Here is a 23074-nt window from a genome sequence, read left to right on the forward strand (position 1 = left end):
GGAAAGCAGGCGTTTGCCTGCTTTTTTGTTTTGCCGGATGTTAACAGACCGTTTCTGGTTTTTTCACAGGCAGTATGCTATAATGGCCACAGACTGGCAGGAATGGTTTTATGGCATGGGTCATAAAAACAAAAAATAATGAAAGGGGGCCGGAGCGTGTTCTATCCCGATTACCGATTCAAAAAAATCAGCGACATCCGCCCGGACTTCCTGCTCGGGCGCGGCCTGCGCTTCCTGGTGCTGGATGTGGACAACACTTTGACCACCCACGGCCACCCCGTCCCCGCAAAGGGAGTGCTGGAATGGCTGCGGGAAATGAGCCAGGCGGGAATCCAGTCCGTGATCCTTTCAAACAACAATGCAAAACGGGTGGAGCCGTTTGCCGGGAAGCTGGGCCTGCCCTATATCGCGGATGGGCGAAAGCCGCTGTGCAGCGGCTATGAGCGCTGCCTCAACCTGCTTCACTGCCGCAAGGAGGAGATGGCCGCCATTGGGGACCAGCTCTTTACCGATATTCTGGGGGCCCGGCGCTTCGGGATCGCTTCGATCCTGGTGGACCCGATCCAGGCGGAGGATTTCTGGCTTTTTAAGTGCAAGCGCACGTTGGAAAACGGCCTGTTATGCTATTATAAAAAACAGGGGAGGTCGGGCTATGACGGCTAAATTCGGACCGGCTGGGAATTCCCAGAGCTTCCAGTCGATGGGCTACAAGCACACCATCCAGGTGCCGGAGTACATCCTAAAAATGGGGCTGGACGCCTACGAATACCAGTGTGGACACGGGGTGCGCATTGGGGAAGAAAAGGCAGCCGAATTCGGCGAAAAATGCCGCGGGGCGGGGATTACCCTCTCTTTGCATTCGCCCTATTATATCTCTCTTTCCAGCGTGGAGGAGAGCACCCGGCAAAGAAGCGTCGGGTACATCCTCGAGGCCGCCGTCGCCGCCAGTGCGATGGGCGCCGAAAGGGTGGTGGTCCACTCGGGCTCCTGCTCCAAGATCAGCCGCGGGGAAGCGCTGATCCTGGCGAAGGATACGCTGCAAAAGGCCCTGCTTGCGATGGACGAGCAAGGGCTCGGCCATGTGCGGCTCTGCCCCGAGACGATGGGCAAGATCAATCAGCTGGGCACCCTCGAAGAGGTGCTCGAGCTCTGCTCGCTCGACGAGCGGCTGCTGCCCACGGTGGATTTCGGGCACCTCAATGCCCGCACCCTGGGGTCGATCAAGGGAGAAGCACAGTACGCGGCCATCCTGGACGCGATCGGCGACCGGCTTGGGGAAGAGCGGCAGAAGAGCTTTCACGCACACTTCTCGAAGATCGAATACACCGAGCGGGGCGGGGAGAAGCAGCACCTCACCTTTGCCGACACTCTGTTCGGCCCGCAGTATGAGCCGCTGATGGAGCTGATCGCAAAGCGTTCGCTCGCCCCGACCTTTATCTGCGAGTCCGCCGGGACGCAGGCGGAGGACGCCAAAGCCATGAAGGACTGCTATCACGCCCTTCTATCCTAAATGAAGGAATGATCATATTTATGAAGAAAATTTTGGTGATTCACGGGCCGAATATCAACCTGACCGGCGTGCGGCAGACCGACATCTACGGCCGGGAGGGGATCGAGAGCATCAACCGCCAGATCGTATCCCGTGCGCAGGAATGCTCGTTCGAGTGCGAGGTGTTCCAGTCGAACCACGAGGGGGCCATCATCGACAAGCTGCACGAGGCGCGGGAGACCTGCGACGGGGTGGTGATCAACGCCGGGGCCTACACCCATTACAGCTATGCCATCCGGGATGCGATCGCGCTGTTGACCATCCCCTGCGTGGAGGTCCACCTTTCGAACGTCTACGCGCGCGACGAGTTCCGTGCAAAGTCGGTGATCGCGCCGGTCTGTGCCGGGTCGATCGCGGGCTTTGGAAAATACAGCTATCTTCTGGCGGTGTCCGCTTTGCAAAGTTTAATCCAGTAATGATTGCCCAATTATAGACAGGGGCATGATTTTCCCGAGAAAGGAATGGTCATCATGATGAGCAAACTTGAAACGTTAATGAGCCGTCTGCCACAGGACGTCGATGCGGTGATCCTTAACAGCGAGCACAACCGCCTGTATTACACCGGACTCGCTTCGAGTGCGGGGACGCTGCTGGTTCTGCGGGAGAAGGCGTATTTCATCATCGACTTCCGCTACATCGAGATCGCCAAAAAGAAGGCGCAGGGGTGCGAGGTCCTGCTGCAGCAAAAGCTCGGCGAGCAGCTGCGGCAGCTGACAGGGAAGCACGGGGTCAAGCGGATCGCACTGGAGAGTGAAAACTGCTCGGTAAAGGAGTACACCTCCTTTTGCCGCATGCTGCCGGGGTGCGAGATCCTGACCGACGATAGGGTCAATGCAGTCATCACCGAGCAGCGGATGATCAAGGACGAGCACGAGCTCTCCCTGATCCGTCAGGCGCAGGAGTTGACCGACCGCAGCTTCGAGTATATCCTCGACTATATTAGTCCCGGCAAGACCGAGCGGGAGATCGCCCTTGAGTTAGAATTTTATTCCCGCAAAATCGGCTCGGAGGGCCCGTCCTTCGAGTTTATCGTGGTATCGGGGCCCAATTCCTCCCTGCCGCACGGCGTGCCCGGCGAGCGGGTGGTGCAAAACGGAGATTTCATCACCATGGATTACGGCTGCCTCATCGAAGGCTACCACTCCGACATGACCCGCACCATAGCGGTGGGGGAGCCTTCGGACGACATGAAGGCGGTCTATGACAAGGTGCTCGAGGCCAATTTGAAGGCGATCGATGCGATCAAGGCGGGCGAGCCCTGCAACAAGATCGACGCGGTGGCCCGCGACCTGATCGCGGCGGCCGGCTACGGCGGCTGCTTCGGGCACGGGCTCGGGCACAGCTTGGGTGTGCAGATCCATGAGGACCCGCGCTTTAACCCGACCGACGAGACCGTTTGCGTGCCTGGGATGATGATGACGGTGGAGCCGGGGATTTACCTCGAAGGGCGGTTCGGCTGCCGGATTGAGGACACGGTCTATATCACCGAAAACGGCTGTATCGATATTACCAAATCTCCCAAGGAACTGATTGTCCTGTAAAAATGTATAAAACCCTTGCAAAAATTAGAAAATTAAGATAAACTATTAATGTTTACAGGGTATTACAATTTGAATACGCATGGAGGTTTAATTCTATGGTATCAGCAGGCGATTTCAGAAACGGCGTTACGTTTGAGATGGACGGAAACGTTGTTCAGATTATCGAGTTCCAGCACGTCAAGCCCGGCAAGGGCGCCGCGTTCGTGCGCACCAAAATCCGCAATGTGATCACCGGGGCGGTGACGGAAAGGACCTTTAACCCCACCGATAAGTTCCCGACCGCTTTTGTTGAGCGCAAGGAGATGCAGTACCTCTACAACGACAGCGGGCTGTACTACTTCATGGACAACGAGACCTACGAGAACATCCCGATCAACGAGTCGGTCTTGGGCGACAACTTCAAGTTCGTCAAGGAGAACACCGATGTCAAAATCCTTTCCTATAAGGGCAACGTGTTCGGCGTGGAGCCGCCCTTCTTTGTGGAACTCGAGGTCACCGAGACCGAGCCCGGCGTGAGAGGGGATACCGCCACCAACGTCACCAAGCCCGCTACCCTGGAAACCGGGGCGGAAATCCGGGTGCCCATCTTCATCAACGAGGGCGATGTGATCCGGATCGACACCCGTACCGGCGAGTATATGGAGCGCGCATAACCCAATTTTGGTTTGGTTTGGATAAAAATGAATAAGGAGGTTGGATCATGACCATTACCGAAAAGGTCGCATACCTGCGCGGGCTGAGCGAGGGGATGTCGATCGACGAGAAGAGCAACGAGGGCAGACTTTTAAAGGCGATCATCGACGTGCTCGATGATATGGCATTCAGCATAGCGGACGTCGAGGACGGTCTCGACGAGGTCTGTGAGCAGCTTGAGGCTGTGGACGAGGACCTGGATACCCTGGAGCAGGACTTCTACGGCGACGAGGATTACGACGACGAGGACGAGGAGCTCTACGAGGTCACCTGTCCGAGCTGCGGCGAAGAGATCTGCATGGACTACGACATGCTCTGCGAGGGCGAGATCGAGTGCCCGAGCTGTGGGCAGCACCTCGAGTTCGACATCGAAGACTGCGAGTCCTGCGACTGTGGCTGCGAAGGCTGTGCCGAAGAGAAAGAGTAATTGATAGTATTTTCACAAAAAACAGTGAGCAATCTGCTCACTGTTTTTTGCTGGCAGGTGTTCTTTCCCCGCCTTGACACCGGTGGATCAGACCCGTTATAATCGGTATTGGTATTGCCGGCCGATTTTGCTGGAGGAAGGAAGGGGACGCTTTGCCCAGAGGACGCAAAATCATCACGGCGGCAGCCGCTGTGATGGCTGCGGCGCTGGTGATCGGCGCCTCGGTCATCTCCTGGCGACGCGGCCGTTCCTATCAGACCACCGCCTTTTTGATGGATACCTTTGTGAGTATCAAGTTTTACGGCGATAGGGCCCAGGAGGCGGCGGAAGCCTTGGTCACCCGCTTACAGCAGTACGAGGAGAACATCTCCCTCTACCGGGAGCAGAGCCCCATAGCCCGGCTGAACGCCGCGGCGGGGAAGGAGCCGGTCGAGATGGACGAGGAGACCTTCGGGCTGCTGCAGCGGGCGAAGGAATACAGCCTTCTTTCACAGCACACCTTTGACATCACCGTTGCGCCGCTCTCGCTGCTCTGGGGGGTGACCTCACAGCATCCGCGGGTGCCGGGGCAGGAGGAGATCGAAAGCGCCCTGCCGCTGGTCGATGCGGGCGACCTGGTCCTGGACGGGCAGGCGAAAACGGCCATGCTGCGCCGGGAGGGCCAGGCGGTGGACCTGGGCGGGATCGCGAAGGGCGCCGCCTGCGAGCTGGTCTTTTCGGTGATGGACGAATATGGGATCGAAAACGGCTACGCCTCCCTGGGCGGGAACATGGCGGTGCGCGGGCGTTATCCGGACAGCGGGAAGGACTTCCTCTTCGGGATACGCGACCCGCGGGGGGAGGGCAGCGAGTATATCGCCACCTTGCCGCTGCGGGGATTGACCATGGCCACCACCGGGGATTACGAGCGGTATTTCGAGGGGGACGGCGTGCGCTACCACCATGTGCTGGACCCCCGCACCGGGTATCCGGCGCGGGGCGGGTTGATCTCGGTTTCGGTCGTTTCCGAGGATGGGGCGCTGGCGGACTTCCTCTCCACCGCGCTCTTCGTCGCGGGGAAGGAAGAGACGCTGCGTCAGATGGACAGCGAGGACTATTCGGTGATCGCCGTGGACGAGGCGCTTAATGTCTACGTCTCCGAGAGGCTGTACGGGTCTCTCACGCCCAACAGCGGGAAGGACCAGTACCAATTTCACTATATCGGGGAAGGGACGAGGGAATGAAGCGGGATCAAAGCCGGGTGCGAACCGTCGCGCTGATGGGGATGCTTTTCTCGCTGGCGATGACGCTGAGCTTCTTCGAGTCCTTCCTGGCGGGGCTGATGACCCTGCCGCCCGGGATCAAGCCGGGGCTGTCCAACATCGTGGTGATCTTCGCCATGCTTTCCCTCAGCCGCCGGGAGGCGTTCCTGCTGGCGCTGCTCAAGGCGGGATTCGTCCTGCTGACCAGGGGCGCTATCGCCTCGCTGCTCAGCCTCAGCGGCGGGCTGCTCTCGGTCGCCGTGATGGCGCTGCTTGCCGGCAGTGCCCGTGTAACCGTCGGCTGCCGGCTTCTAAGCGTGCTGGGCGGCGTTTCCCACAACACAGCGCAGCTCGCCGTGGCGGCGCTGCTGATTGGCAATCACTATCTGCTTTACTATCTGCCGGTGCTTCTCTTGGCCGGTATTCTGACAGGGCTTCTGACCGGAAGTATCTATCTTTCTTTGGAGCCCTATCTCAAGCGTTTGTTCGATCGGCCGCAGCGGCGGCCCATCCGATAAATAACAGGGAGGTTTCAGCGAAGTGGCTTTGTTCCAAAGTAAGCACCTGAGCGGCGTACATGCGCCGCATTACAAGAATACGGCAGAGCTGCCGCCCGTGCGCATGCCGGTTCCGGGGAAGGTCTACATCTCAATGCAGCAGCACATGGGCGCGCCCTGCCAGCCCCTGGTCAAGAAGGGCGACTCGGTAAAGGTCGGCCAGCTGATTGGGGAGAGCACCGCCTTCATGAGCGCGCCGGTCCATTCCAGCGTCTCGGGGCAGGTGGTGGAGCTCGGGGAGATCATCAACGTCAACTCGTCCCGCGCGACCTGCGTGGTGGTCGAGACCGACGGCGAGCAGACGGTACACGAGTCGGTCCGTCCGCCCGAGGTAAACGACACCGCCTCCTTCCTGGAAGCGGTCAAGGCTTCGGGGTTGGTGGGCCTCGGCGGCGCCGGCTTCCCGACCTTCATCAAGCTCAATCCCAAGAACGTCGACGAGGTCGACACCCTGGTGGTCAACGGCGCGGAGTGCGAGCCCTACATCACCACCGACTTCCGCACCATGATGGACGACACCGACAATCTTTTTACGGGGATCGCCCTGATCAAGAAATACCTCACCATCCAGAACGTCTACATCGGGGTGGAGAAGAACAAGCCCCAGGCGATCGAGCTGCTGCAAAAGCGCTGCGAAACGCTGGAAGGGTACCATGTGGTGGCCTTGGACGACAAGTACCCCAAGGGGGCCGAGAAGGTCATCGCCTATGAGACCTGCGGGCGGGTCATCCCGGAAGGGAAGCTGCCCAGCGACGTGGGGATCATCGTCTCGAACGTCACGTCGGTCGCCTTCATCGCCAAGTACATAAAGACCGGCATGCCCCTGATTGAAAAGAACCTGACGGTGGACGGCTCGGCCGTGGCCGAGCCCAAGAACGTCACCGCCCTGATCGGCACGACCTATGAGGATGTGATCGGCTTCTGCGGCGGCTACAAGAGCGAACCGAAGCTTTTGATCATGGGCGGGCCGATGATGGGGCTGAGCGTCTACAGCGACCAATACCCGGTGGTCAAGAACAATAACGCCGTGCTCGCGTTCGACAGCGTGGACGCTGAAAACCTCAAGGAGACCGCCTGCATCCGCTGCGGGAGGTGTATCCGCGCCTGCCCGTATCACCTCATGCCCGCCAGCTTCGAGGCGGCTTATAAGGCGCACGACCTGGAAACACTGAAAAAGCTCAAGGTCAACCTCTGCATGGAGTGCGGCTGCTGCTCCTATATTTGCCCGGCGCGCAGGCCGCTGGTGATGGTCAACCGGCTGAGCAAAAAGCTGCTGCTCGCCGAACAGAAAAAGACGGGAGGGAAGTAAGGAATGGCTGAAAAACTGATTGTCAAATCGTCCCCTCATATCAAGTCCCCCGTGAACACGCAGCGGATCATGCTCGACGTGATCATCGCCATGGTCCCGGCGCTGCTCTGCTCCGTCTTCATCTTCGGCTTTCGCGCGTTGCTGCTGACGGTGGTCTGCGTCTTCTCCTGCGTGGTCTTCGAGTATGCCTCCCGGGCGCTGATGAAGCGGGAGAATACCATTTCCGATCTCAGCGCGGTGGTGACCGGCATGCTGCTGGCCTTCAACCTCCCGGTGACCTTTCCCTTCTGGATCGCGGTGATCGGCTCCTTCTTCGCCATCGTGATCGTCAAGCAGCTTTTCGGCGGGATCGGGCAGAACTTCGTCAACCCCGCCATCGCGGCGCGCGTCTTTCTGCTGATCTCGTTCGCCACGCCGATGACCGATTGGGTCATCCCCAAGCTCACCAACGATGGGATCGCGCTGGTTTCGGGCGCAACCCCGCTGCCCCTGCTCGCCCAGGGGAAAATGCTCATGATGCCGCCCTACCATTACATGCTCTTCGGCCTGCGGGGCGGATGCCTGGGCGAGACCGCCATTCTGGCGCTGTTGCTCGGCGGCCTCTACCTGATCGTGCGCGGGGTCATCACCCCCACCATCCCGGTGGTCTACCTGGGCACGGTGGCCGTGCTCTCCCTCCTCTTCGGGGTGGACCCCATCTTCCATCTGCTCTCGGGCGGCGTGGTGCTCGGCGCCTTCTTCATGGCGACCGACTATACCACCTCCCCGGCGACCGAGCGGGGGAAGGTCATCTTCGCCTTCGGCTGCGGGCTGATCACCATGCTCATCCGGGTGTTCGGCAGTTATCCTGAGGGCGCGTCCTTCTCCATTCTCTTCATGAACATCCTGGTCCCGCACATCAACAACCTCACCCGCCTCACCCCCTTCGCCGCGGTGAAGGCGCAAAAGAAAAACAAAGCAAAGGAGGGGCAGGCATGAAGCTCGTGAAGGATTTTGTTCTGCCCACCGCGGTGCTGACCATCATCTGCCTGGTGGTCTCCGCCGCCCTGAGCGTGACCTATGGGATCACCAATCCCATCATCGAGGAAAACAGCCGCCGCCAGGCGCAGGAGGCCCTGATGGAGGTCCTGCCCGAGGCCGACTCCTTTACGGAGACCACCGACGCGCTGCCCGAAGGGGTCTTAAAGCTCTACACCGCCCAGAACGGGGTGGGGAAGGTGGTCCAGACCTCGGTGAGCGGCTACGGCGGCGCGGTGGTCGTGATGACCGGCGTCAAGACCGACGGCACCGTTTCCGGGGTCAAGGTGCTCCAGAACAGCGAGACCCAGGGGCTCGGAAGCCGGGTCATGGGTTCGGAGTACACCGCCCAGTTCTTTGGGGTCAGCGACCCCGAGCAGGTGGAGTCCATCTCCGGCTCGACCGTTTCTTCCAATGCGCTGAAGAATTCCATCCGTCTCGCCATCGAGACCAGCCAGTCGGGAAAGGAGTGAGGGAAGAATGGCAACGATGAAAAACTTTACTAAGGGAATCATCAAGGAGAACCCCGTTCTGGTCCTGCTGCTCGGCACCTGCCCGACGCTGGCGGTCACCACCATGGCGCAAAACGGGATCGGCATGGGCGTCGCCGCGACGCTGGTGCTGCTTGGCTCCAACGTGGTGATCTCCCTGCTCAAAAAGGTGATCCCCGACAAGGTGCGCATCCCCTGCTATATCGTCATTGTCGCGGGTTTCGTGACCATTGTGCAGTTCCTGGTCAAGGCCTACGCGCCGGCCATCGACAGCGCGCTGGGAATCTTCCTGCCGCTGATCGTGGTCAACTGCATCATCCTCGGGCGCGCCGAGATGTTCGCCAGCAAAAACGGCGTGCTCGATTCCGCGCTGGATGCGCTGGGCATGGGACTGGGCTTCACCATCGCGCTGCTGATGATCGGTTCGATCCGCGAAATCCTGGGCGCGGGCACCTGGTTCGGGCTGCAGGTCCTGCCCGAGTCGGTCAGCCCGATCGCGATGTTCTCCCTGCCGCCGGGAGGCTTTTTGACCTTCGGCTTTGTGGTGGCCCTTGCCAACTGGATTTCCAAGGGTAAAATCCTCAGGCGCAAGGCGGCCGGATGCGCCGGGTGTCCCTCGGCATCCGCCTGCCAGAAGGCTTCGGAAGGGGGCTGCGCACAATGAACGAACTGATTATCATCCTGTTCAGCTCAATCCTGGTCAACAACGTTGTCCTGGTGCAATTCCTCGGCATCTGCCCCTTCCTGGGCGTCTCCAAGAAGCTGGATTCCGCAGTCGGCATGAGCCTGGCGGTCACCTTCGTGCTCTGCCTGGCCACCGCGGTCACCTGGCCGATCTACACCTATCTGCTGGAGCCCAACGGCCTTGCCTACATGCAGACGGTCGCGTTTATCCTAGTCATCGCCGCGCTGGTCCAGCTCGTCGAAATCATCCTCAAGCGCTATATCCCCGCGCTGCATAAGTCGCTGGGCGTCTACCTGCCGCTGATCACCACCAACTGCGCGGTGCTCGGCGTCACCATCCTGAACATCGACAACGGCTATTCCTTTGCCCAGTCGATGGTGCACGCCTTCGGGATCGGCGTCGGCTTCCTGCTCGCGATGGTGCTCTTCTCCGGGGTGCGCCAGCGGGTCGAGAGCGCCAATCTGCCCCACTTCTTCAAGGGGATGCCTTCCGTGTTGATCGCGGCCTCGCTGGTGTCGCTTTCGTTCATGGGATTTTCCGGCGTCGTCGAAGGAATATTCGGTTAAGGAGGATTCACACGAATGGAAGTTTATATCTTACCGGTCGCGATCGTCGCGGGGCTCGGGTTGCTGCTCGGGCTGGTGCTCTCCTTTGCCTCCAAGTTCTTTGCCGTGCAGCAGGATGAGACGGTCGCCAACCTGCGCGAAGCGCTCCCGGGCGTCAATTGCGGTTCCTGCGGCTTTGCGGGATGCGAGGAGTATGCCGCCAAGATGGCCTCTGGGGAGGCGGCGACCAACCTGTGCACCCCCGGCGGCGCCGAGGTGGCCAAGAAGTGCAGCGAAATTCTCGGCGTCGGCTTCACCGACGTCGAGCAGCAGGTCGCCCAGGTGCACTGCTGCGGCACGCTGGAGACCTCCCAGTACGTCATGGAGTACATGGGGCTCAAGACCTGCGCGGCCTGCAACTCCTTCTATCAGGGGCGGCGCAGCTGCTCGCACGGCTGCCTTGGCTTCGGCGACTGCACCAGGGTCTGCCAGTATGACGCCATCCACGTCGAAAACGGGGTGGCGGTGGTCGACCCTGAGAAGTGCACCGGCTGCGGTATGTGCGCGAGAGAATGCCCGGACCATCTGATCCAGATCGTCCCGGCGCGCGCCAAGGTCTACGTCGCCTGCACCAGCACCGACAAGGGCGCCTATACCCGCAAGGTCTGCAAAAACGGCTGTATCGGCTGCATGAAGTGCCAGAAAACTTGTGAGTATGAGGCCATCAAGGTCGAGGACAATCTCGCGCGGATCGACCCGCAGAAATGTACCGGCTGCGGCGCATGTATAGAGGTCTGCCCGGTCGGCGTCATCCGCCGTCAGGGAGAATAAGGGATACATAGGAAAAGCCCCCGGAAGTAACGCTTCCGGGGGCTTTTTAGACGGGTTCTTATCGTTTGCCGATCTTGTCCGCGACATACAGGCCGTTGGCCGCCGCCTGGGAGAGGGAACGGGTGAAGCCCGCGCCATCGCCCACCGCATAGATCTCCTTGCAGCCCTGCAGCTCGAAGTCTTCCGACTGGGGACGGGCGGAGTAGTACTTACATTCGATCCCGTAGAGCAGGGTATCGTAGTTCGAGGTGCCGGGGGAGACAGAATCCAGCGCATGCAGGGTCTCGATGATGTTGTCCAGCTGGCGCTTGGGCATACACAGGCTCAAATCCCCCGGGACGGCGCTGAGCGTCGGGACGGTGGTGGATTGCCGCAGGCGGCTCTCGTCGGTTCTGCGGCCGTTTTCGAGGTCTCCCAGGCGCTGTACCAGCACGCTGCCGCCGCTGATGAGGTTGGCCAGGCTCGCCACATGCCGCGCATATTCGATCGGCCGCTCGAAGGGCTGGGTGAAGCGGATGGTGGAGAGCAGGGCAAAGTTGGAGTTGTGGGTCTTGCGGCTCTCCTCGCGGTAGCTGTGCCCGTTGACGGTGAGCACCCCGCCGGTGTTCTCGGTGACCACGCTGCCCCGGTCGTTGAAGCAGAACATCCGGGTGGTGTCGCCGTACTGCTTGGAGCGGTACCAGATTTTCGGCTCGTATATCTTTTTGGAGAAATCCTCCCAGATCACGCTGGGCAGCTCGACGCGCACCCCCACGTCCACCTGGTTGTTGGTGAGGCTGATCCCGTTCTTTTCACACCAGTCGGAGAAAAAGCGGCTGCCCACCCGTCCGACGGCGAAGATGATGTGCTGCGCCTTGACGGCGCCCTCGCCGTCCCGGCCGGCGTAGCGGATGGTGTGGCTCTCCCGCTCCACGTCGGTCACGGCGGTGTTGGTGGCGATCTCGCAGCGCTCGCCGAGCGCCACGATCAGCCGGCGCATCGTCTCAAAGTTCGAGTCGGTACCCAGGTGCTTGAGCTGTGCCTGGCTCATGTGCAGATCGTTTTGGATACAGAGCTTTTTGAGCTCGTTGTTGGGCTGGAAGCGCTCGGTGGTGGCCCCGAAGGAGACCAAGATCCGATCCGCCTGTTCGATGTAGTCGAGCACCGTGTCGTCCGGCAAAAACTCGGTCAGCCAGCCGCCGTACTCGGTGGAGATGACGTATTTCCCGTCCGAGAAGGCGCCGGCTCCCGCCAGCCCCTCCATGATGGCGCAGGAAGGGCACTTCACGCAGCTGGATACCTTCTTGGTCACGATGGGGCAGGTGCGTTTCTCGATCGGGTTGCCCTTTTCCAGCAGGCAGACGCTCAGGGAAGGATTCGCTTCGCAGAGGCGCCAGGCGGCCATCAGCCCGCCGATTCCGCCCCCGATGATTGCCACGTCATAGCTTTGTTTTTTCAGCATGATATAGACTCCTATTTCGTTTCTTGATCGTCCCGGCTCAAGATCCGGGTATAGATGGTGCACAGGTAGTTGGCCAGGTTCTGCGCGCCCGAATTTTTGACTGACTGGCGCACCGAGGCCTTGAGCAGCTGCAGCTCCTCCTCGCTCATGGCGCGCACCCGCCGCAGCTCGGCGGCCATCTCCTTGGCGTCGTGGAAGACAAAGCCGTTGAGCCCCTCCTTGACCTGGTCTTGGTTCAGCTCGTCGTACCGCTGCAAAACCGGGAGGCCGGCGGCCATTCCCTCGAGCATCGAAATCGAGTTGGTGTCCGAGAGGGAGGCGGTGACGTACACGTCGCCCGAGGCGATATAGGGCGGCAGGTCGGTGTGCTCCACCTTGCCGGTGAAGGTCACCATCCCGGCGATCCCAAGCTCCTGCGCCTGGTTTTCCAGCTCCCCGCGCACCGGACCGTCCCCGATCACCACCAGATGGAGATGATCATCCGGACGGATCTCCTTCGCCCAGAAGTCGAGCAGGACATCCACGCTTTTCTCCCGTCCGAGCCGGCCGACAAAGATGGCGATGGTGTCGTCCATCGGAATCTGGTAACGCTCACGAAAGGCGCGCTTGTCCTCCTCGGTGATCTGCTCGGGGGAGAAGATGTCCAGCTCCACCGGATTCGGGATGACGTTGACCAGCTTGTCGAGCCCCGTCTCCTTGACATAAGCCTGACATTTGGCCGAGGGGCCGGTCACCTCGTTGGCGGTCTTGGCAAAAATTTTAAAGTACTTGTGGGAGATCCGGCGGGTGATCCCGACCAGCGGCCGGGGCGCGACGTAGTAGATATACTCGTCGTACATGGTGTGCAGGGTGTAGACCAGGGGCACATGCAGGATCTTGGCGATGCCGATCCCGGAAAGCCCGATTCCAAATTCGTTGTGGATGTGGATGATATCGGGATCGAAGTCCTCCACAAAGTGCAGCCGGGTGCGGCTGACGGCCGGAGCCAGGTCGAACCCGTAAAAGCGCTTGCTCGCCTTGTGGGCGGGGCAGTAGAGCACGTTGTCCTTGATATAATGCTTCCTGGTTTTGGAGTTGGCGGTCACCACCAGCACGGTATGGCCCATTGCCTCCAGCCCCTCTTTGAGCGCTTTGACGTGGGTGACGACCCCGTTGACGTGCGGCAGATAGGTTTCGGTGAATAAAGCGACTCGCATTTCGTTCCTCCCTCTGGCGCCAAGGGCGCCAATTTCTGCCCATACACCAAAAATGATGAGCATTCAAAACTCATCACCATAGGTTTGTTCAGCTTTCGATGTTTCCTTACTTATTATACCATGGTTTTTTCATTTTTCAATTGAATAAGCCGGTGTTCTACGGTATAATTATATAGATAGTTTGCCCCCGCTTTCATGGGCATAGGGGGCTGGGACATCATAGGAAAGAGGCCCGTTTGCCGGGCGGTGGTTCCCGGCAGGGAATGGAGGTACAAATGAGCATTACCTATTCGGTCTCTCTGGAAAAGCTGATGAAGGAATTCGGCCTTCAGGTATTCTATATTCCATGCGAGCCCAAGGACATTGCGATCACCTCGGCCGACGTCAACCGGCCGGGACTGCAGCTGAGCGGCTTCTTCGACTTCTTCGACCGCAGCCGGATCCAGATCATCGGCAAAAGCGAGATCGCCTATCTCGAGCAGATCGGCAAGGAACGGCTGCGGGAGAGCTGCGACAAGTTTTTCTCCTACAAGCCTCCGGTGGTGATCGTTTCGCGCGCGCTCGACGCGTTTCCTGAAATGATTGAGGCGGCGAAGAAGTACGAGGTGCCGCTGCTCGGGGTCAACGAGGGGACCTCCGCCTTTATGTCGGGGCTGATTTCGATCCTCAACGTCGAGCTGGCACCCCGGCAAACCTGCCACGGGGTGCTTGTCGAGGTCTATGGCGAGGGGATCCTGCTGCTCGGCGAGAGCGGGGTCGGCAAGAGCGAGACCGCCATCGAGCTGGTCAAGCGCGGGCACCGGCTGATCGCCGACGACGCGGTGGAGATCCGCCGGGTCTCCAACCGCACCCTGGTGGGCACCTCGCCGGAAAACATCCGGCACTTTGTCGAGCTGCGCGGCGTCGGGATCATCAACGCGCGGCGCATCTTCGGTATGGGCGCGGTCAAGATGACCGAAAAGATCGACATGATCATCCAGCTCGAGCCTTGGGACAAGAAAAAGGTCTACGACAGGATGGGCATGGAGAGCGAATACACCGAAATCCTGGGCATCTCGGTCACCTCCACCACCATACCCGTCAAGCCGGGGCGCAACCTGGCCATCATCATCGAGGTGGCGGCGATGAACAACCGCCAGAAGAAGATGGGCTACAACGCGGCGCAGGAGCTGCTGGAAAAGGTCGGGATGGCCGACCCGGAGGACAGCACCGACGTCAGCATGTGGGACGCCTTTTAAGTGGGACAATCTATAGAAAGCGGGATACGATTTTGATTCATACCATTGCGGATACGCATACCCATACCGTGGTTTCAGGGCATGCCTACAGCACCCTGACGGAAAACCTCAAGGCGGCGAGCGAGCGGGGGCTGCGTTTTTTGGGCAGCACCGAGCACACCGGCCTCATGCCACACGCGGCGCACGAATATTATTTCACCAACATGGGCGTCGTACCGGACGAGTTGTTTGGCGTTCACCTGCTGCGCGGCTGCGAGGTGAATATCATTGGGAACGATGGAGAGCTCGATGTCAGCGATAAAATCCTCTCCAAGCTGGAGTGGGTGATCGCCTCCATGCATATCCCGGTCTACCAGCCGAGCGATTTTGACGGACACACCAGCGCCTGGATGGGGGTGCTCAAGAACCCGCAGGTCGATGTGCTGGGCCATCCCGGTGACGGGCGGTACGTCTTCGACTATGAGACGGTTATCAAGGCCTGCGGGGAGTACGGCAAGATTGTGGAAATCAACTCCCACTCCTTCGGCAACCGGCCGGGGAGCACGGAAAACTGTAGGACCATCGCGCTGCTTTGCAAAAAATACGGCATCCCGGTGGTGGTCAACTCGGACGCGCACTTCTGGGCCTCGATCGGGGAGCACACCAATGCGCTGCGCATGCTCGAAGAGATCGACTTCCCCGAGGAGCTGATCGTCAACGCCGATTACCGGCGGTTCGCCGACCTGATCACCGAAAAGACCGGCCGCATCTTTGAATAAGCAAAAGGGAGAACGACCACATGAAAACATATCTGGGCGTGGACCTGGGCGGGACCAACATAGCGGTCGGTGTGGTGACTGAAGACTATAAGATCATCGGGCGGGGAAAGCTGCCGACCAAGGCGCCCCGCGACCCCGGGGCGATTATGGACGACATCCGGCGCGCCTGCGCTCTGGCGCTGGACGACGCAGGGCTGACGTTTTCCGACGTAGAATGGGTCGGCGTCGGCTGCCCGGGGATCATCAATAGGCAGAAGGATGCCATCATCCTCTCGAACAACCTCGACTTCCACAACACCCCGGTGCTGCGGCTGCTCAAGGAGCGCTTCCCGGAGAAGGTATTCCTCGAGGGGGACCTCAACTGTGCGGCCTTCGGGGAGGTCCTCTGCGGCGGGGCGAAGGGCTACCGGGACGTGGTGTTGGTCACCATCGGGACCGGGATCGGCGGCTCGATCATCCTGGACGGCAAGATCCGCGGGATGGAGCATGTCGGGATCGAGCCGGGGCACATCGGGATGGCCTACGACGGGCTGCCCTGCGGCTGCGGACGCCGTGGATGCATCGAAATGTACTGCTCCGCCACCGCCCTGATCCGCCAGACGAGGGAGCAGATGGAGCGCCACCCGGAGTCGGTGATGTGGCGGCTCTGCGGCGGCGACCCCGCCAAGGCAACCGGACGCACCTCCTTCGATGGGATGCGTGCCGGGGACCCGGCCGCGGCCGAGGTGGTGCGGCAGTATTGCGACTACCTAGGCTATGCCGTCACCACCTACATCAGCATGCTTCAGCCCGAGCTGGTGCTCATCGGCGGCGGGCTCTGCAAGGAGGGGGACACCCTGCTCGAGCCGGTGCGCGAATACTGCCGTACCCATTCGCTGATCGGCGATAAGGCCAAGGAGGCCGATATCAAGGCGGCTACCCTCGGCAACGACGCGGGGATCATCGGCGCCGCATTTTTGGGTACCCTATAAGCATATACTGCTAAAAAACGGCTTTTGGCCCGACCGGGCCAAAAGCCGTATATGCCGGGCGTTGGGCCCGGCCTGATATGGAGGTAATCATGCCGAGCCAATACGCCGATATTATCGCGCTCTGCGAGCGGGAAGGCTGCGCCTTCCGGGAAAACGAGCCCATGTTAAACCACACCAGCTTTAAAATCGGAGGGCCCGCGGACCTGTTTTTGATCCCCAGCTCCCTGGCGCAGATCGAACGGCTGCTTCCCGTCATCCGGCAGGAGGGCTGTCCGCTGTCCATCATCGGGCGGGGGAGCAACCTGCTGGTTTCTGATAACGGGGTGCGCGGTGTGGTGCTGGCGCTGACCGGCAGCTTGGGTGAGATGGAGCAAACAGAGGACGGCGTCATCCTCTGCCAGGCGGGTGCGAGCCTCGACAGGCTGTGCCGCTTCGCTCTCGAAAAGAGGCTGACCGGCCTGGAGTTCGCCTTCGGCATCCCCGGGAGCGTGGGCGGAGCGGTCTATATGAACGCCGGGGCCTACGGCGGGGAGATCAAGGATGTCATCCGCTCGGCGAGCCACATTGATAAAGATGGAAAGCTATCTGCCTTTACAGCAGATGAGCTTGATTTATCCTACCGCCACAGCCGGTATACTGGTGAGGAGGCCTGCATCGTCAGTGCGGCCTTTGCCCTCATGCCCGGCGATCCTGAAGCGATCGGGGCGCGCATGGAGGAGCTCAAGGCGCGCCGGCGGCAAAAGCAGCCGCTGGAGTACCCGAGCGCGGGAAGTACCTTCAAGCGCCCGCAGGGGAGCTATGCCTCCGCGCTGATCGACCAATGCGGCCTCAAGGGCTACCGGGTCGGCGGGGCGATGGTCAGCGAAAAGCACGCGGGGTTTCTGATCAACTACGACCACGCCAGCTGCGCCGAAATGCTGGCCCTGATTGAAGACGTCAAGCGGATCGTAAAGGAAAGAACCGGCTACTCCCTCGAATGCGAGGTCAAAATGCTGGGAATTTAAAGCCAAAGGAAGGAATGGGGGAGCCTTGTCTTTTTCGTCCTCGCTGAAAAAAGAAATTTGTCAAAACCGTCCTTTTATCTACCCAAAGAAACGGGCGGTCTGTTTTGGAATGCTGCTCTTCGGACGTAATTTTGAAGAGGGGACCATCTGCCTGCATACCGAAAACCGGCAGGTGGCAAAGCTGTATTCCAGCCTGATCTACCAGCTGGTGGAGATCCGCACCTCCATTACCGTCACCGAGCAGATCACCCGGGACGAGCGCAAGCTTTTCATCGTTACGGTGGACTCGCTCGAGGACCGCAGGGCGGTGCAGCAGTATTTTGCCCCGCTCTACCAGAAGTTTTTGGAGTGCGACCCCGGGCAGGAACGGGACCTCGAGTTTCTGCATGGGGTGCTCTGCGGGGCGTTTTTGAGTTGCGCAAACATCTCCGACCCGCAAAAGAGCTATCATCTGGAATTCGTCGCCCACCATGCGTTGGCAGACCAATCACTGGGCGTGCTGCTGCAAAAGCTCTCCATCCGCTACAACCACACCACCCGCAAGGGTGCGCGGCTGCTCTACGTCAAGTCCAGCGAGGCGATCGAGGACGTCCTCACCATGCTGGGTGCGGGGAACACCGCATTGGAAGTGATGAATGTCAAAATCTATAAGGACATGCGCAACAAGGTTAACCGGATCACCAACTGCGAAACGGCCAACATCGACAAGACGGTGACGGCTGCCGCGGCCCAGATCGGGAAAATCCGGCTGATCGAGCGGCAGGTCGGGATCGAATCCCTCCCGCCGGGGCTGCGGGAGGTGGCGCGGCTGCGTCTGCAAAACCCGGACATGCCCCTCTCCGAGCTGGCGCAGGCGCTCCATCCGCCGCTCTCCCGCTCAGGGGTCAACTACCGGCTGCGGCAGCTGTGCGCCATGGCGGACGAGCTGCAAAACAAGAAATAGAAAGGAAGGCGCCCATGAAGGATTTCGTCCATCTGCATCTACATACCGAATACAGCCTGCTCGACGGCGCCTGCCGGATCGAGAGGCTGATCGACCGGGTGGCCGGCCTCGGCCAGAAGGCGGTCGCCATCACCGACCACGGCGTGATGTACGGCGTGATCGATTTTTATAGGGCCGCCAAGAAACGGGGGATCAAACCGATCATCGGGTGCGAGGTCTACGTTGCGCCCCGCACCCGGCATGACAAGGTACATAAGCTCGATAGTTCCCCCTATCATTTGGTCCTGCTGTGCGAGAACAACACCGGGTACCAAAACCTGATCGAGATCGTCTCCCGCGGCTTTACCGAGGGCTTTTATTCCAAGCCCCGGGTGGACCGCGAGCTGCTGAGCGCCCACCATGAGGGGCTGATCTGCCTGTCGGCCTGTCTGGCCGGGGAGATTCCCCGCCGGCTGACCGAGGGGGATTACCAGGCGGCGCTGGAGGCTGGGACCTTTTACCGGGATACCTTCGGGAAGGACAACTACTTCATCGAAATCCAGGACCATGGCATCCGGGAGCAGAAGATGATCCTCCCGCAGCTGGGCCGCCTCGCAAAGGAGCTCGGCGTGGGTCTCGTCGCGACCAACGACTGCCACTATATCGAAAAAGAGGATGCGCGCATGCAGAAGATCCTCATCTGCATCCAGACCAACCACACGGTGGATGAGGACAACGAGATGGCCTTCGAGACCGAGGAATTCTACGTCAAGAGCGGGGAGGAGATGGACGAGCTCTTTTCCTCCTTCGGGGGGGCGCTGGAGAACACCGTCAGGATCGCCGAGCGCTGCGAGGTGGAGTTCGAGTTCGGCAAGCATAAGCTGCCCTACTTCAAGGCTCCGGAGGGGGAGACCAACCGGGAGTATTTCCGGCGGCTCTGCTTCGAGGGGCTGCACCGGCACTACGGCGAGCAGCCCGACCCGGCGGTGCAGGAGCGGCTGGAATACGAGCTTTCGGTGATCGAGGGGATGGGGTACATCGACTATTACCTCATCGTCTTCGACTTCATCAACTTTGCGCGGCAGAATGGGATACCGGTGGGCCCGGGCCGCGGCTCGGGCGCCGGGAGCCTGGCGGCCTATTGTATCGGCATCACCGGGATCGACCCGATCCAGTACAACCTCCTCTTCGAGCGCTTTCTCAATCCCGAGCGGGTGAGCATGCCCGACTTTGACATCGACTTTTGCTACGAGCGGCGGCAGGAGGTCATCGACTATGTGGTGCGCCGCTATTCGAGCGACAACGTCGCCCAGATCATCACCTTCGGAACTATGGCCGCCAAGGCGGCGGTGCGGGACGTCGGCCGGGTGCTGGGGATGAGCTATCAGGCGGTGGACGAGGTGGCCAAGGCCATCCCGGGGGAGCTCAACATCACGCTGGACAAGGCCCTGCGCAGCTCTTCCACCCTGCGGGGGATGTACGAGCAGGACAGCGCGGTGCACGAGCTGATTGACGTCGCCCGCAAGATCGAGGGGATGCCCCGCCATGCCTCGACCCACGCGGCCGGGGTGGTCATCACCCGCGACCCGGTGATGAGCTATGTGCCGCTGGCCAAGAACGACGAGGCGGTGGTCACCCAGTTCACCATGACCACCCTCGAGGAGCTCGGGCTGCTCAAGATGGATTTCCTCGGGCTGCGCAACCTCACGGTCATCAGCAAGGCGCAGGAGATGATCCGCCGGTACACCCCGGATTTCGACATGGAAAAGATCGACTTGCAGGACAAGGGCGTCTTTGAAATGCTCTCCACCGGGGATGCGGTGGGGGTGTTTCAGTTTGAATCGGCGGGCATGCGCCAGGTGATGGCGCAGCTCAAGCCCACCGCCATCGAGGATTTGATCGCGGTCATTTCCCTCTACCGCCCGGGGCCGATGGAGTCGATCCCGCGCTACATCGAAAACCGCCATCATCCGGAAAAGGTCACCTACGACACCCCGCTGCTCGAGCCCATCCTCAACGTAACCTATGGATGCATCGTCTACCAGGAGCAGGTCATGCAGATCTGCCGGGCGCTCGCGGGCTATTCCTATGGGCGCGCCGATCTGGTGCGCCGGGCGATGAGCAAAAAGAAGCACGATGTAATGGTCAAGGAGCGCCAGGCCTTTGTCTACGGCGCCAAGCGGGAGGACGGCACCGTAGAATGCGTGGGCGCCATCGGCAACGGGGTGGACGAAAGGATCGCCAACAAAATCTTCGATGAGATGGTCTCCTTCGCCTCCTACGCCTTCAACAAGTCCCATGCGGCCGCCTACGCCATGGTCGCCTATCAGACGGCCTACCTCAAATACCACTATCCGAAGGAGTATTTCGCGGCGCTGCTGACGAGCATCCTCGACAACACCGACAAGGTGGTGGAGTACATCCACCAAATCCAGAAGATGGGGATACGCCTGCTGCCGCCCCACGTCAACGAGAGTATGGAGGGCTTCACCGCGACCGACGAGGGGATCCGCTTCGGTCTGCTGGCGATCAAGAACGTCGGCAGGGGGCTGATCGGCGCCATGCTGCAAAGCCGGGAGGAAAACGGGCCTTTTAAGGATTTCATCGATTTTTGCGAGCGGATGTTCGGGCGGGAGCTCAACCGGCGCACGCTGGAAAACCTCATCAAGAGCGGGGCGCTGGACCGTCTCGGCTACAACCGCAACGAGATGCTCTCCGCACTGGAAAACGTGCTGGCCAACATCGAGCTGATCCAGAAGAACAACATCTCCGGGCAGCTCAACATGTTCGAGGACCTGGGGATGGAGACCACCTCCCGCTACCAGCTGCCGAAACGGGAGGAGTTCGATCCGTCGGTGCTGCTCAACATGGAGAAGGAGACCACCGGCCTCTTCATTTCGGGGCACCCCCTCTCGAAGTACGAGGACCTCGCGCGCGCCGCCGGGGCGGTGCAGATCAGGGACATCATCCAGTCGGACGAGCACACGGTGCCGCCCGAACTGCTGCAAGGGGCCGTGACCATCCTGTGCGTCATCTCGTCGCGCAAGCTCAAGACCACCAAGAACAGCCAGACCATGGCCTTTGTGGGGATCGAGGACATGACAGGGCGGATCGAGATGATCGTCTTTCCCAAGGCGTTTGCCCAGTGTATGCCGCTGCTGCGGGAGGGGGCGATCGTCGCGGTGCGCGGGAAGGTTTCGCTGCGCGAGGACGAGGACAGCAAGCTGATGTGCGACGAGGTGCTGCTGCCCGACCAGCTGAAGCCCGCCGCACCGGCCAAACGGCCCGCTCCGCCCCGCGAGGAAGGGAAAATGCCCGCTTCCGAAAAGGGCGGGCTCTACTTACGCGTACCCTCCAAGCTGGACAGCCGCTTCGAGGAGGTCTGCAAGGTCCTCTCACAAAGCGGCGGGAGCTGTCCGGTTTACATCTATTTTAACGACGTTAAAAAACTTACCCTGGTGCCCAAGGGGATGTACGTCAGCTGCACCCCGGCGCTCCAGCAGCGGATCGCCGGGATTATCGGGGAAGAGAACACGAAATTTGTTAATTAACGAATTTCGTTAATAAATCGGCAAAGTAACGGTTGATTTAACCGGTGACTTTGTTATATAATGGGTGGTAGCGAATTTTAGCCTATTTTCAAATGAGTTCAATACATAGGAGGTACTTATGGAAAAGACAGGTGCTAAGAAAATTGGCGTTCTCACCAGCGGCGGCGATGCGCCGGGTATGAACGCGGGAATCCGCGCGGTTGTGCGCTGCGCGATTGCCAAGGGGATGGAAGTCGTAGGCGTTCACCACGGCTACAACGGCCTGATCAACGGCGACATCGAGCAGATGGACGTGCGCAGCGTGTCCGAGATCCTCCACCGCGGCGGCACAATGCTCTACACCGCCAGATGCCTCGAGTTCAAGGAGCAGGCCGGCATCCTGAAGGGCAAGGAAACCTGCGAGAAGATGGGGATCGACGGCCTGGTCGTCATCGGCGGCGACGGTTCCTTCCGCGGCGCGCGCGACCTGTCCCTGGCGGGGATCCCGACGGTGGGCATCCCGGGCACCATCGACAACGATATTTCCTGCTCGGACTTCAGCATCGGCTTTGACACCGCGCTGAACACCGCGGTCGAGGCGGTGGACCGTCTGAGAGATACCTCTCAATCCCACGACCGCTGCTCGGTGGTCGAGATCATGGGCCACGGCGCCGGCCACCTCACCCTGGATACCGGTATCGCCTGCGGCGCCTGCGCGATCTGGGTCAACGAGGTCGACTTCGACGTGGACCGCGACATCATCCAGAAGATCAAATCCACCGCCTCCAACGGCAAGCACCATTTCATCGTTGCGGTGGGCGAGGGGATCACCGACGTGCACGCGCTGGCCAAGGAGATCGAGACGAAAACCGGCGTTGAGACCCGCGCGACCGTGCTCGGGCATATTCAGCGCGGCGGCACCCCGACGGCCCGCGACCGCGTGCTCGCCACCAAGCTGGGCGTTCATGCCGTGGAGCTGCTGGAGAAGGGGATCGGCAACCGCGTCGTCGTCATCAAGGGCAACACCGTCGTGGACTACGACATTCTGGAGGCCCTGCAGATGAAGAAGGGGATCGACAAGAAGCTCTTTGAGGATGCCAAGCTCATCAACATCTAAGCGATTTAACA

At 60.4% G+C, this 23074-nt stretch carries 23 protein-coding genes; 21 read left to right on the plus strand and 2 right to left on the minus strand.

Annotation, left to right across the window (positions count from 1 at the left end):
• Positions 1–156: 156 nt before the first annotated feature.
• The 14 genes from B5477_RS08455 to B5477_RS08520 all read left to right on the plus strand — a co-directional run bounded on the left by B5477_RS08455 (position 157) and on the right by B5477_RS08520 (position 10886).
• On the plus strand, positions 157–663 hold the full coding sequence (locus B5477_RS08455) for a YqeG family HAD IIIA-type phosphatase (protein ID WP_159448983.1): 507 nt from the start codon (positions 157–159) through the stop codon (positions 661–663).
• Complete coding sequence (locus B5477_RS08460; protein WP_079699273.1) at positions 653–1510, plus strand: TIM barrel protein; 858 nt, start codon at positions 653–655, stop codon at positions 1508–1510. Before B5477_RS08455 ends, B5477_RS08460 begins: the two co-directional genes overlap by 11 nt.
• Before the next feature lie 20 nt (positions 1511–1530).
• Complete coding sequence (gene aroQ, locus B5477_RS08465; protein WP_079699274.1) at positions 1531–1965, plus strand: type II 3-dehydroquinate dehydratase; 435 nt, start codon at positions 1531–1533, stop codon at positions 1963–1965.
• A 54-nt stretch (positions 1966–2019) separates the two neighbouring features.
• Complete coding sequence (locus tag B5477_RS08470) at positions 2020–3090, plus strand: M24 family metallopeptidase (RefSeq protein ID WP_079700436.1); 1071 nt, start codon at positions 2020–2022, stop codon at positions 3088–3090.
• A 95-nt stretch (positions 3091–3185) separates the two neighbouring features.
• Positions 3186–3743, plus strand: coding sequence for an elongation factor P (gene efp, locus B5477_RS08475; RefSeq protein WP_079699275.1), 558 nt, complete (start codon positions 3186–3188; stop codon positions 3741–3743).
• A gap of 47 nt (positions 3744–3790) precedes the next feature.
• A complete protein-coding gene (locus tag B5477_RS08480; protein ID WP_079699276.1) occupies positions 3791–4210 on the plus strand; it encodes a CD1247 N-terminal domain-containing protein in 420 nt (139 codons plus the stop codon).
• Between the two features lie 152 nt (positions 4211–4362).
• The gene (locus B5477_RS08485; RefSeq protein WP_143533572.1) at positions 4363–5433 is read left to right on the plus strand and encodes an FAD:protein FMN transferase; all 1071 of its coding nucleotides are present in this window, start codon (positions 4363–4365) and stop codon (positions 5431–5433) included.
• Positions 5430–5969: a Gx transporter family protein gene (locus B5477_RS08490; protein ID WP_079699278.1), complete on the plus strand. Its 540-nt coding sequence runs from the start codon at positions 5430–5432 to the stop codon at positions 5967–5969. Before B5477_RS08485 ends, B5477_RS08490 begins: the two co-directional genes overlap by 4 nt.
• Positions 5970–5991: 22 nt before the next feature.
• A complete protein-coding gene (rsxC, locus tag B5477_RS08495) occupies positions 5992–7317 on the plus strand; it encodes an electron transport complex subunit RsxC (protein WP_079699280.1) in 1326 nt (441 codons plus the stop codon).
• 3 nt (positions 7318–7320) lie between these two features.
• Positions 7321–8295 carry an RnfABCDGE type electron transport complex subunit D gene (locus B5477_RS08500; RefSeq protein ID WP_079699281.1) on the plus strand — a complete coding sequence of 325 codons (975 nt, stop codon included), beginning with the start codon at positions 7321–7323 and terminating at the stop codon, positions 8293–8295.
• Positions 8292–8807, plus strand: a complete 516-nt coding sequence (locus B5477_RS08505; protein WP_079699282.1) for an RnfABCDGE type electron transport complex subunit G — start codon at positions 8292–8294, stop codon at positions 8805–8807. The genes B5477_RS08500 and B5477_RS08505 overlap by 4 nt, the downstream gene beginning before the upstream one ends.
• A 7-nt stretch (positions 8808–8814) precedes the next feature.
• Positions 8815–9489 (plus strand): electron transport complex subunit RsxE, encoded by a 675-nt coding sequence (gene rsxE / locus B5477_RS08510; RefSeq protein WP_079699283.1) that lies wholly within the window; start codon positions 8815–8817, stop codon positions 9487–9489.
• Complete coding sequence (gene rsxA, locus B5477_RS08515) at positions 9486–10076, plus strand: electron transport complex subunit RsxA (RefSeq protein WP_079699284.1); 591 nt, start codon at positions 9486–9488, stop codon at positions 10074–10076. The genes rsxE and rsxA overlap by 4 nt, the downstream gene beginning before the upstream one ends.
• Positions 10077–10091: 15 nt before the next feature.
• Complete coding sequence (locus B5477_RS08520; RefSeq protein WP_079699286.1) at positions 10092–10886, plus strand: RnfABCDGE type electron transport complex subunit B; 795 nt, start codon at positions 10092–10094, stop codon at positions 10884–10886.
• A gap of 58 nt (positions 10887–10944) precedes the next feature.
• Here B5477_RS08520 and B5477_RS08525 read toward each other — a convergent pair whose 3' ends face one another.
• Both B5477_RS08525 and B5477_RS08530 read right to left on the minus strand, forming a co-directional pair.
• Positions 10945–12327, minus strand: a complete 1383-nt coding sequence (locus B5477_RS08525; RefSeq protein ID WP_079699287.1) for an NAD(P)/FAD-dependent oxidoreductase — start codon at positions 12325–12327, stop codon at positions 10945–10947.
• Between the two features lie 11 nt (positions 12328–12338).
• Entirely contained in the window at positions 12339–13523 is a 1185-nt protein-coding gene (locus tag B5477_RS08530) for a glycosyltransferase (RefSeq protein ID WP_117507469.1), read from the minus strand.
• A 275-nt stretch (positions 13524–13798) separates the two neighbouring features.
• Between B5477_RS08530 and hprK the strand changes: the two genes are divergently transcribed.
• The 7 genes from hprK to pfkA all read left to right on the plus strand — a co-directional run bounded on the left by hprK (position 13799) and on the right by pfkA (position 23063).
• On the plus strand, positions 13799–14761 hold the full coding sequence (gene hprK, locus B5477_RS08535) for an HPr(Ser) kinase/phosphatase (RefSeq protein ID WP_079699289.1): 963 nt from the start codon (positions 13799–13801) through the stop codon (positions 14759–14761).
• Between the two features lie 32 nt (positions 14762–14793).
• The gene (locus B5477_RS08540; protein WP_242942158.1) at positions 14794–15519 is read left to right on the plus strand and encodes a phosphatase; all 726 of its coding nucleotides are present in this window, start codon (positions 14794–14796) and stop codon (positions 15517–15519) included.
• Positions 15520–15539: 20 nt separating this feature from the next.
• Positions 15540–16490, plus strand: coding sequence for an ROK family protein (locus B5477_RS08545; protein ID WP_079699290.1), 951 nt, complete (start codon positions 15540–15542; stop codon positions 16488–16490).
• A gap of 89 nt (positions 16491–16579) precedes the next feature.
• Positions 16580–17494: a UDP-N-acetylmuramate dehydrogenase gene (murB, locus tag B5477_RS08550; protein ID WP_079699291.1), complete on the plus strand. Its 915-nt coding sequence runs from the start codon at positions 16580–16582 to the stop codon at positions 17492–17494.
• A 109-nt stretch (positions 17495–17603) separates the two neighbouring features.
• Positions 17604–18437 carry a DNA-binding protein WhiA gene (gene whiA / locus B5477_RS08555; protein ID WP_143533573.1) on the plus strand — a complete coding sequence of 278 codons (834 nt, stop codon included), beginning with the start codon at positions 17604–17606 and terminating at the stop codon, positions 18435–18437.
• Positions 18438–18451: 14 nt separating this feature from the next.
• Positions 18452–21967 carry a DNA polymerase III subunit alpha gene (locus B5477_RS08560; protein ID WP_079699294.1) on the plus strand — a complete coding sequence of 1172 codons (3516 nt, stop codon included), beginning with the start codon at positions 18452–18454 and terminating at the stop codon, positions 21965–21967.
• Between the two features lie 118 nt (positions 21968–22085).
• Entirely contained in the window at positions 22086–23063 is a 978-nt protein-coding gene (gene pfkA, locus B5477_RS08565; protein WP_079699295.1) for a 6-phosphofructokinase, read from the plus strand.
• The last annotated feature ends 11 nt before the right edge of the window (positions 23064–23074 follow it).

Source organism: Provencibacterium massiliense (assembly GCF_900169495.1).
Lineage (GTDB): Bacteria > Bacillota > Clostridia > Oscillospirales > Ruminococcaceae > Harryflintia > Harryflintia acetispora.

Excerpts from the sequence above, each read along its gene's own strand:
- B5477_RS08460 (WP_079699273.1), top strand. The coding sequence starts at position 653 with ATGACGGCTAAATTCGGACCGGCTGGGAATTCCCAGAGCTTCCAGTCG.
- aroQ (WP_079699274.1), top strand. The coding sequence starts at position 1,531 with ATGAAGAAAATTTTGGTGATTCACGGGCCGAATATCAACCTGACCGGC.
- B5477_RS08470 (WP_079700436.1), top strand. The coding sequence starts at position 2,020 with ATGATGAGCAAACTTGAAACGTTAATGAGCCGTCTGCCACAGGACGTC.
- efp (WP_079699275.1), top strand. The coding sequence starts at position 3,186 with ATGGTATCAGCAGGCGATTTCAGAAACGGCGTTACGTTTGAGATGGAC.
- B5477_RS08480 (WP_079699276.1), top strand. The coding sequence starts at position 3,791 with ATGACCATTACCGAAAAGGTCGCATACCTGCGCGGGCTGAGCGAGGGG.
- B5477_RS08490 (WP_079699278.1), top strand. The coding sequence starts at position 5,430 with ATGAAGCGGGATCAAAGCCGGGTGCGAACCGTCGCGCTGATGGGGATG.
- B5477_RS08500 (WP_079699281.1), top strand. The coding sequence starts at position 7,321 with ATGGCTGAAAAACTGATTGTCAAATCGTCCCCTCATATCAAGTCCCCC.
- B5477_RS08505 (WP_079699282.1), top strand. The coding sequence starts at position 8,292 with ATGAAGCTCGTGAAGGATTTTGTTCTGCCCACCGCGGTGCTGACCATC.
- rsxE (WP_079699283.1), top strand. The coding sequence starts at position 8,815 with ATGGCAACGATGAAAAACTTTACTAAGGGAATCATCAAGGAGAACCCC.
- rsxA (WP_079699284.1), top strand. The coding sequence starts at position 9,486 with ATGAACGAACTGATTATCATCCTGTTCAGCTCAATCCTGGTCAACAAC.
- B5477_RS08520 (WP_079699286.1), top strand. The coding sequence starts at position 10,092 with ATGGAAGTTTATATCTTACCGGTCGCGATCGTCGCGGGGCTCGGGTTG.
- B5477_RS08525 (WP_079699287.1), bottom strand. The coding sequence starts at position 12,327 with ATGCTGAAAAAACAAAGCTATGACGTGGCAATCATCGGGGGCGGAATC.
- B5477_RS08530 (WP_117507469.1), bottom strand. The coding sequence starts at position 13,523 with ATGCGAGTCGCTTTATTCACCGAAACCTATCTGCCGCACGTCAACGGG.
- hprK (WP_079699289.1), top strand. The coding sequence starts at position 13,799 with ATGAGCATTACCTATTCGGTCTCTCTGGAAAAGCTGATGAAGGAATTC.
- B5477_RS08545 (WP_079699290.1), top strand. The coding sequence starts at position 15,540 with ATGAAAACATATCTGGGCGTGGACCTGGGCGGGACCAACATAGCGGTC.
- murB (WP_079699291.1), top strand. The coding sequence starts at position 16,580 with ATGCCGAGCCAATACGCCGATATTATCGCGCTCTGCGAGCGGGAAGGC.
- whiA (WP_143533573.1), top strand. The coding sequence starts at position 17,604 with ATGCTGCTCTTCGGACGTAATTTTGAAGAGGGGACCATCTGCCTGCAT.
- B5477_RS08560 (WP_079699294.1), top strand. The coding sequence starts at position 18,452 with ATGAAGGATTTCGTCCATCTGCATCTACATACCGAATACAGCCTGCTC.
- pfkA (WP_079699295.1), top strand. The coding sequence starts at position 22,086 with ATGGAAAAGACAGGTGCTAAGAAAATTGGCGTTCTCACCAGCGGCGGC.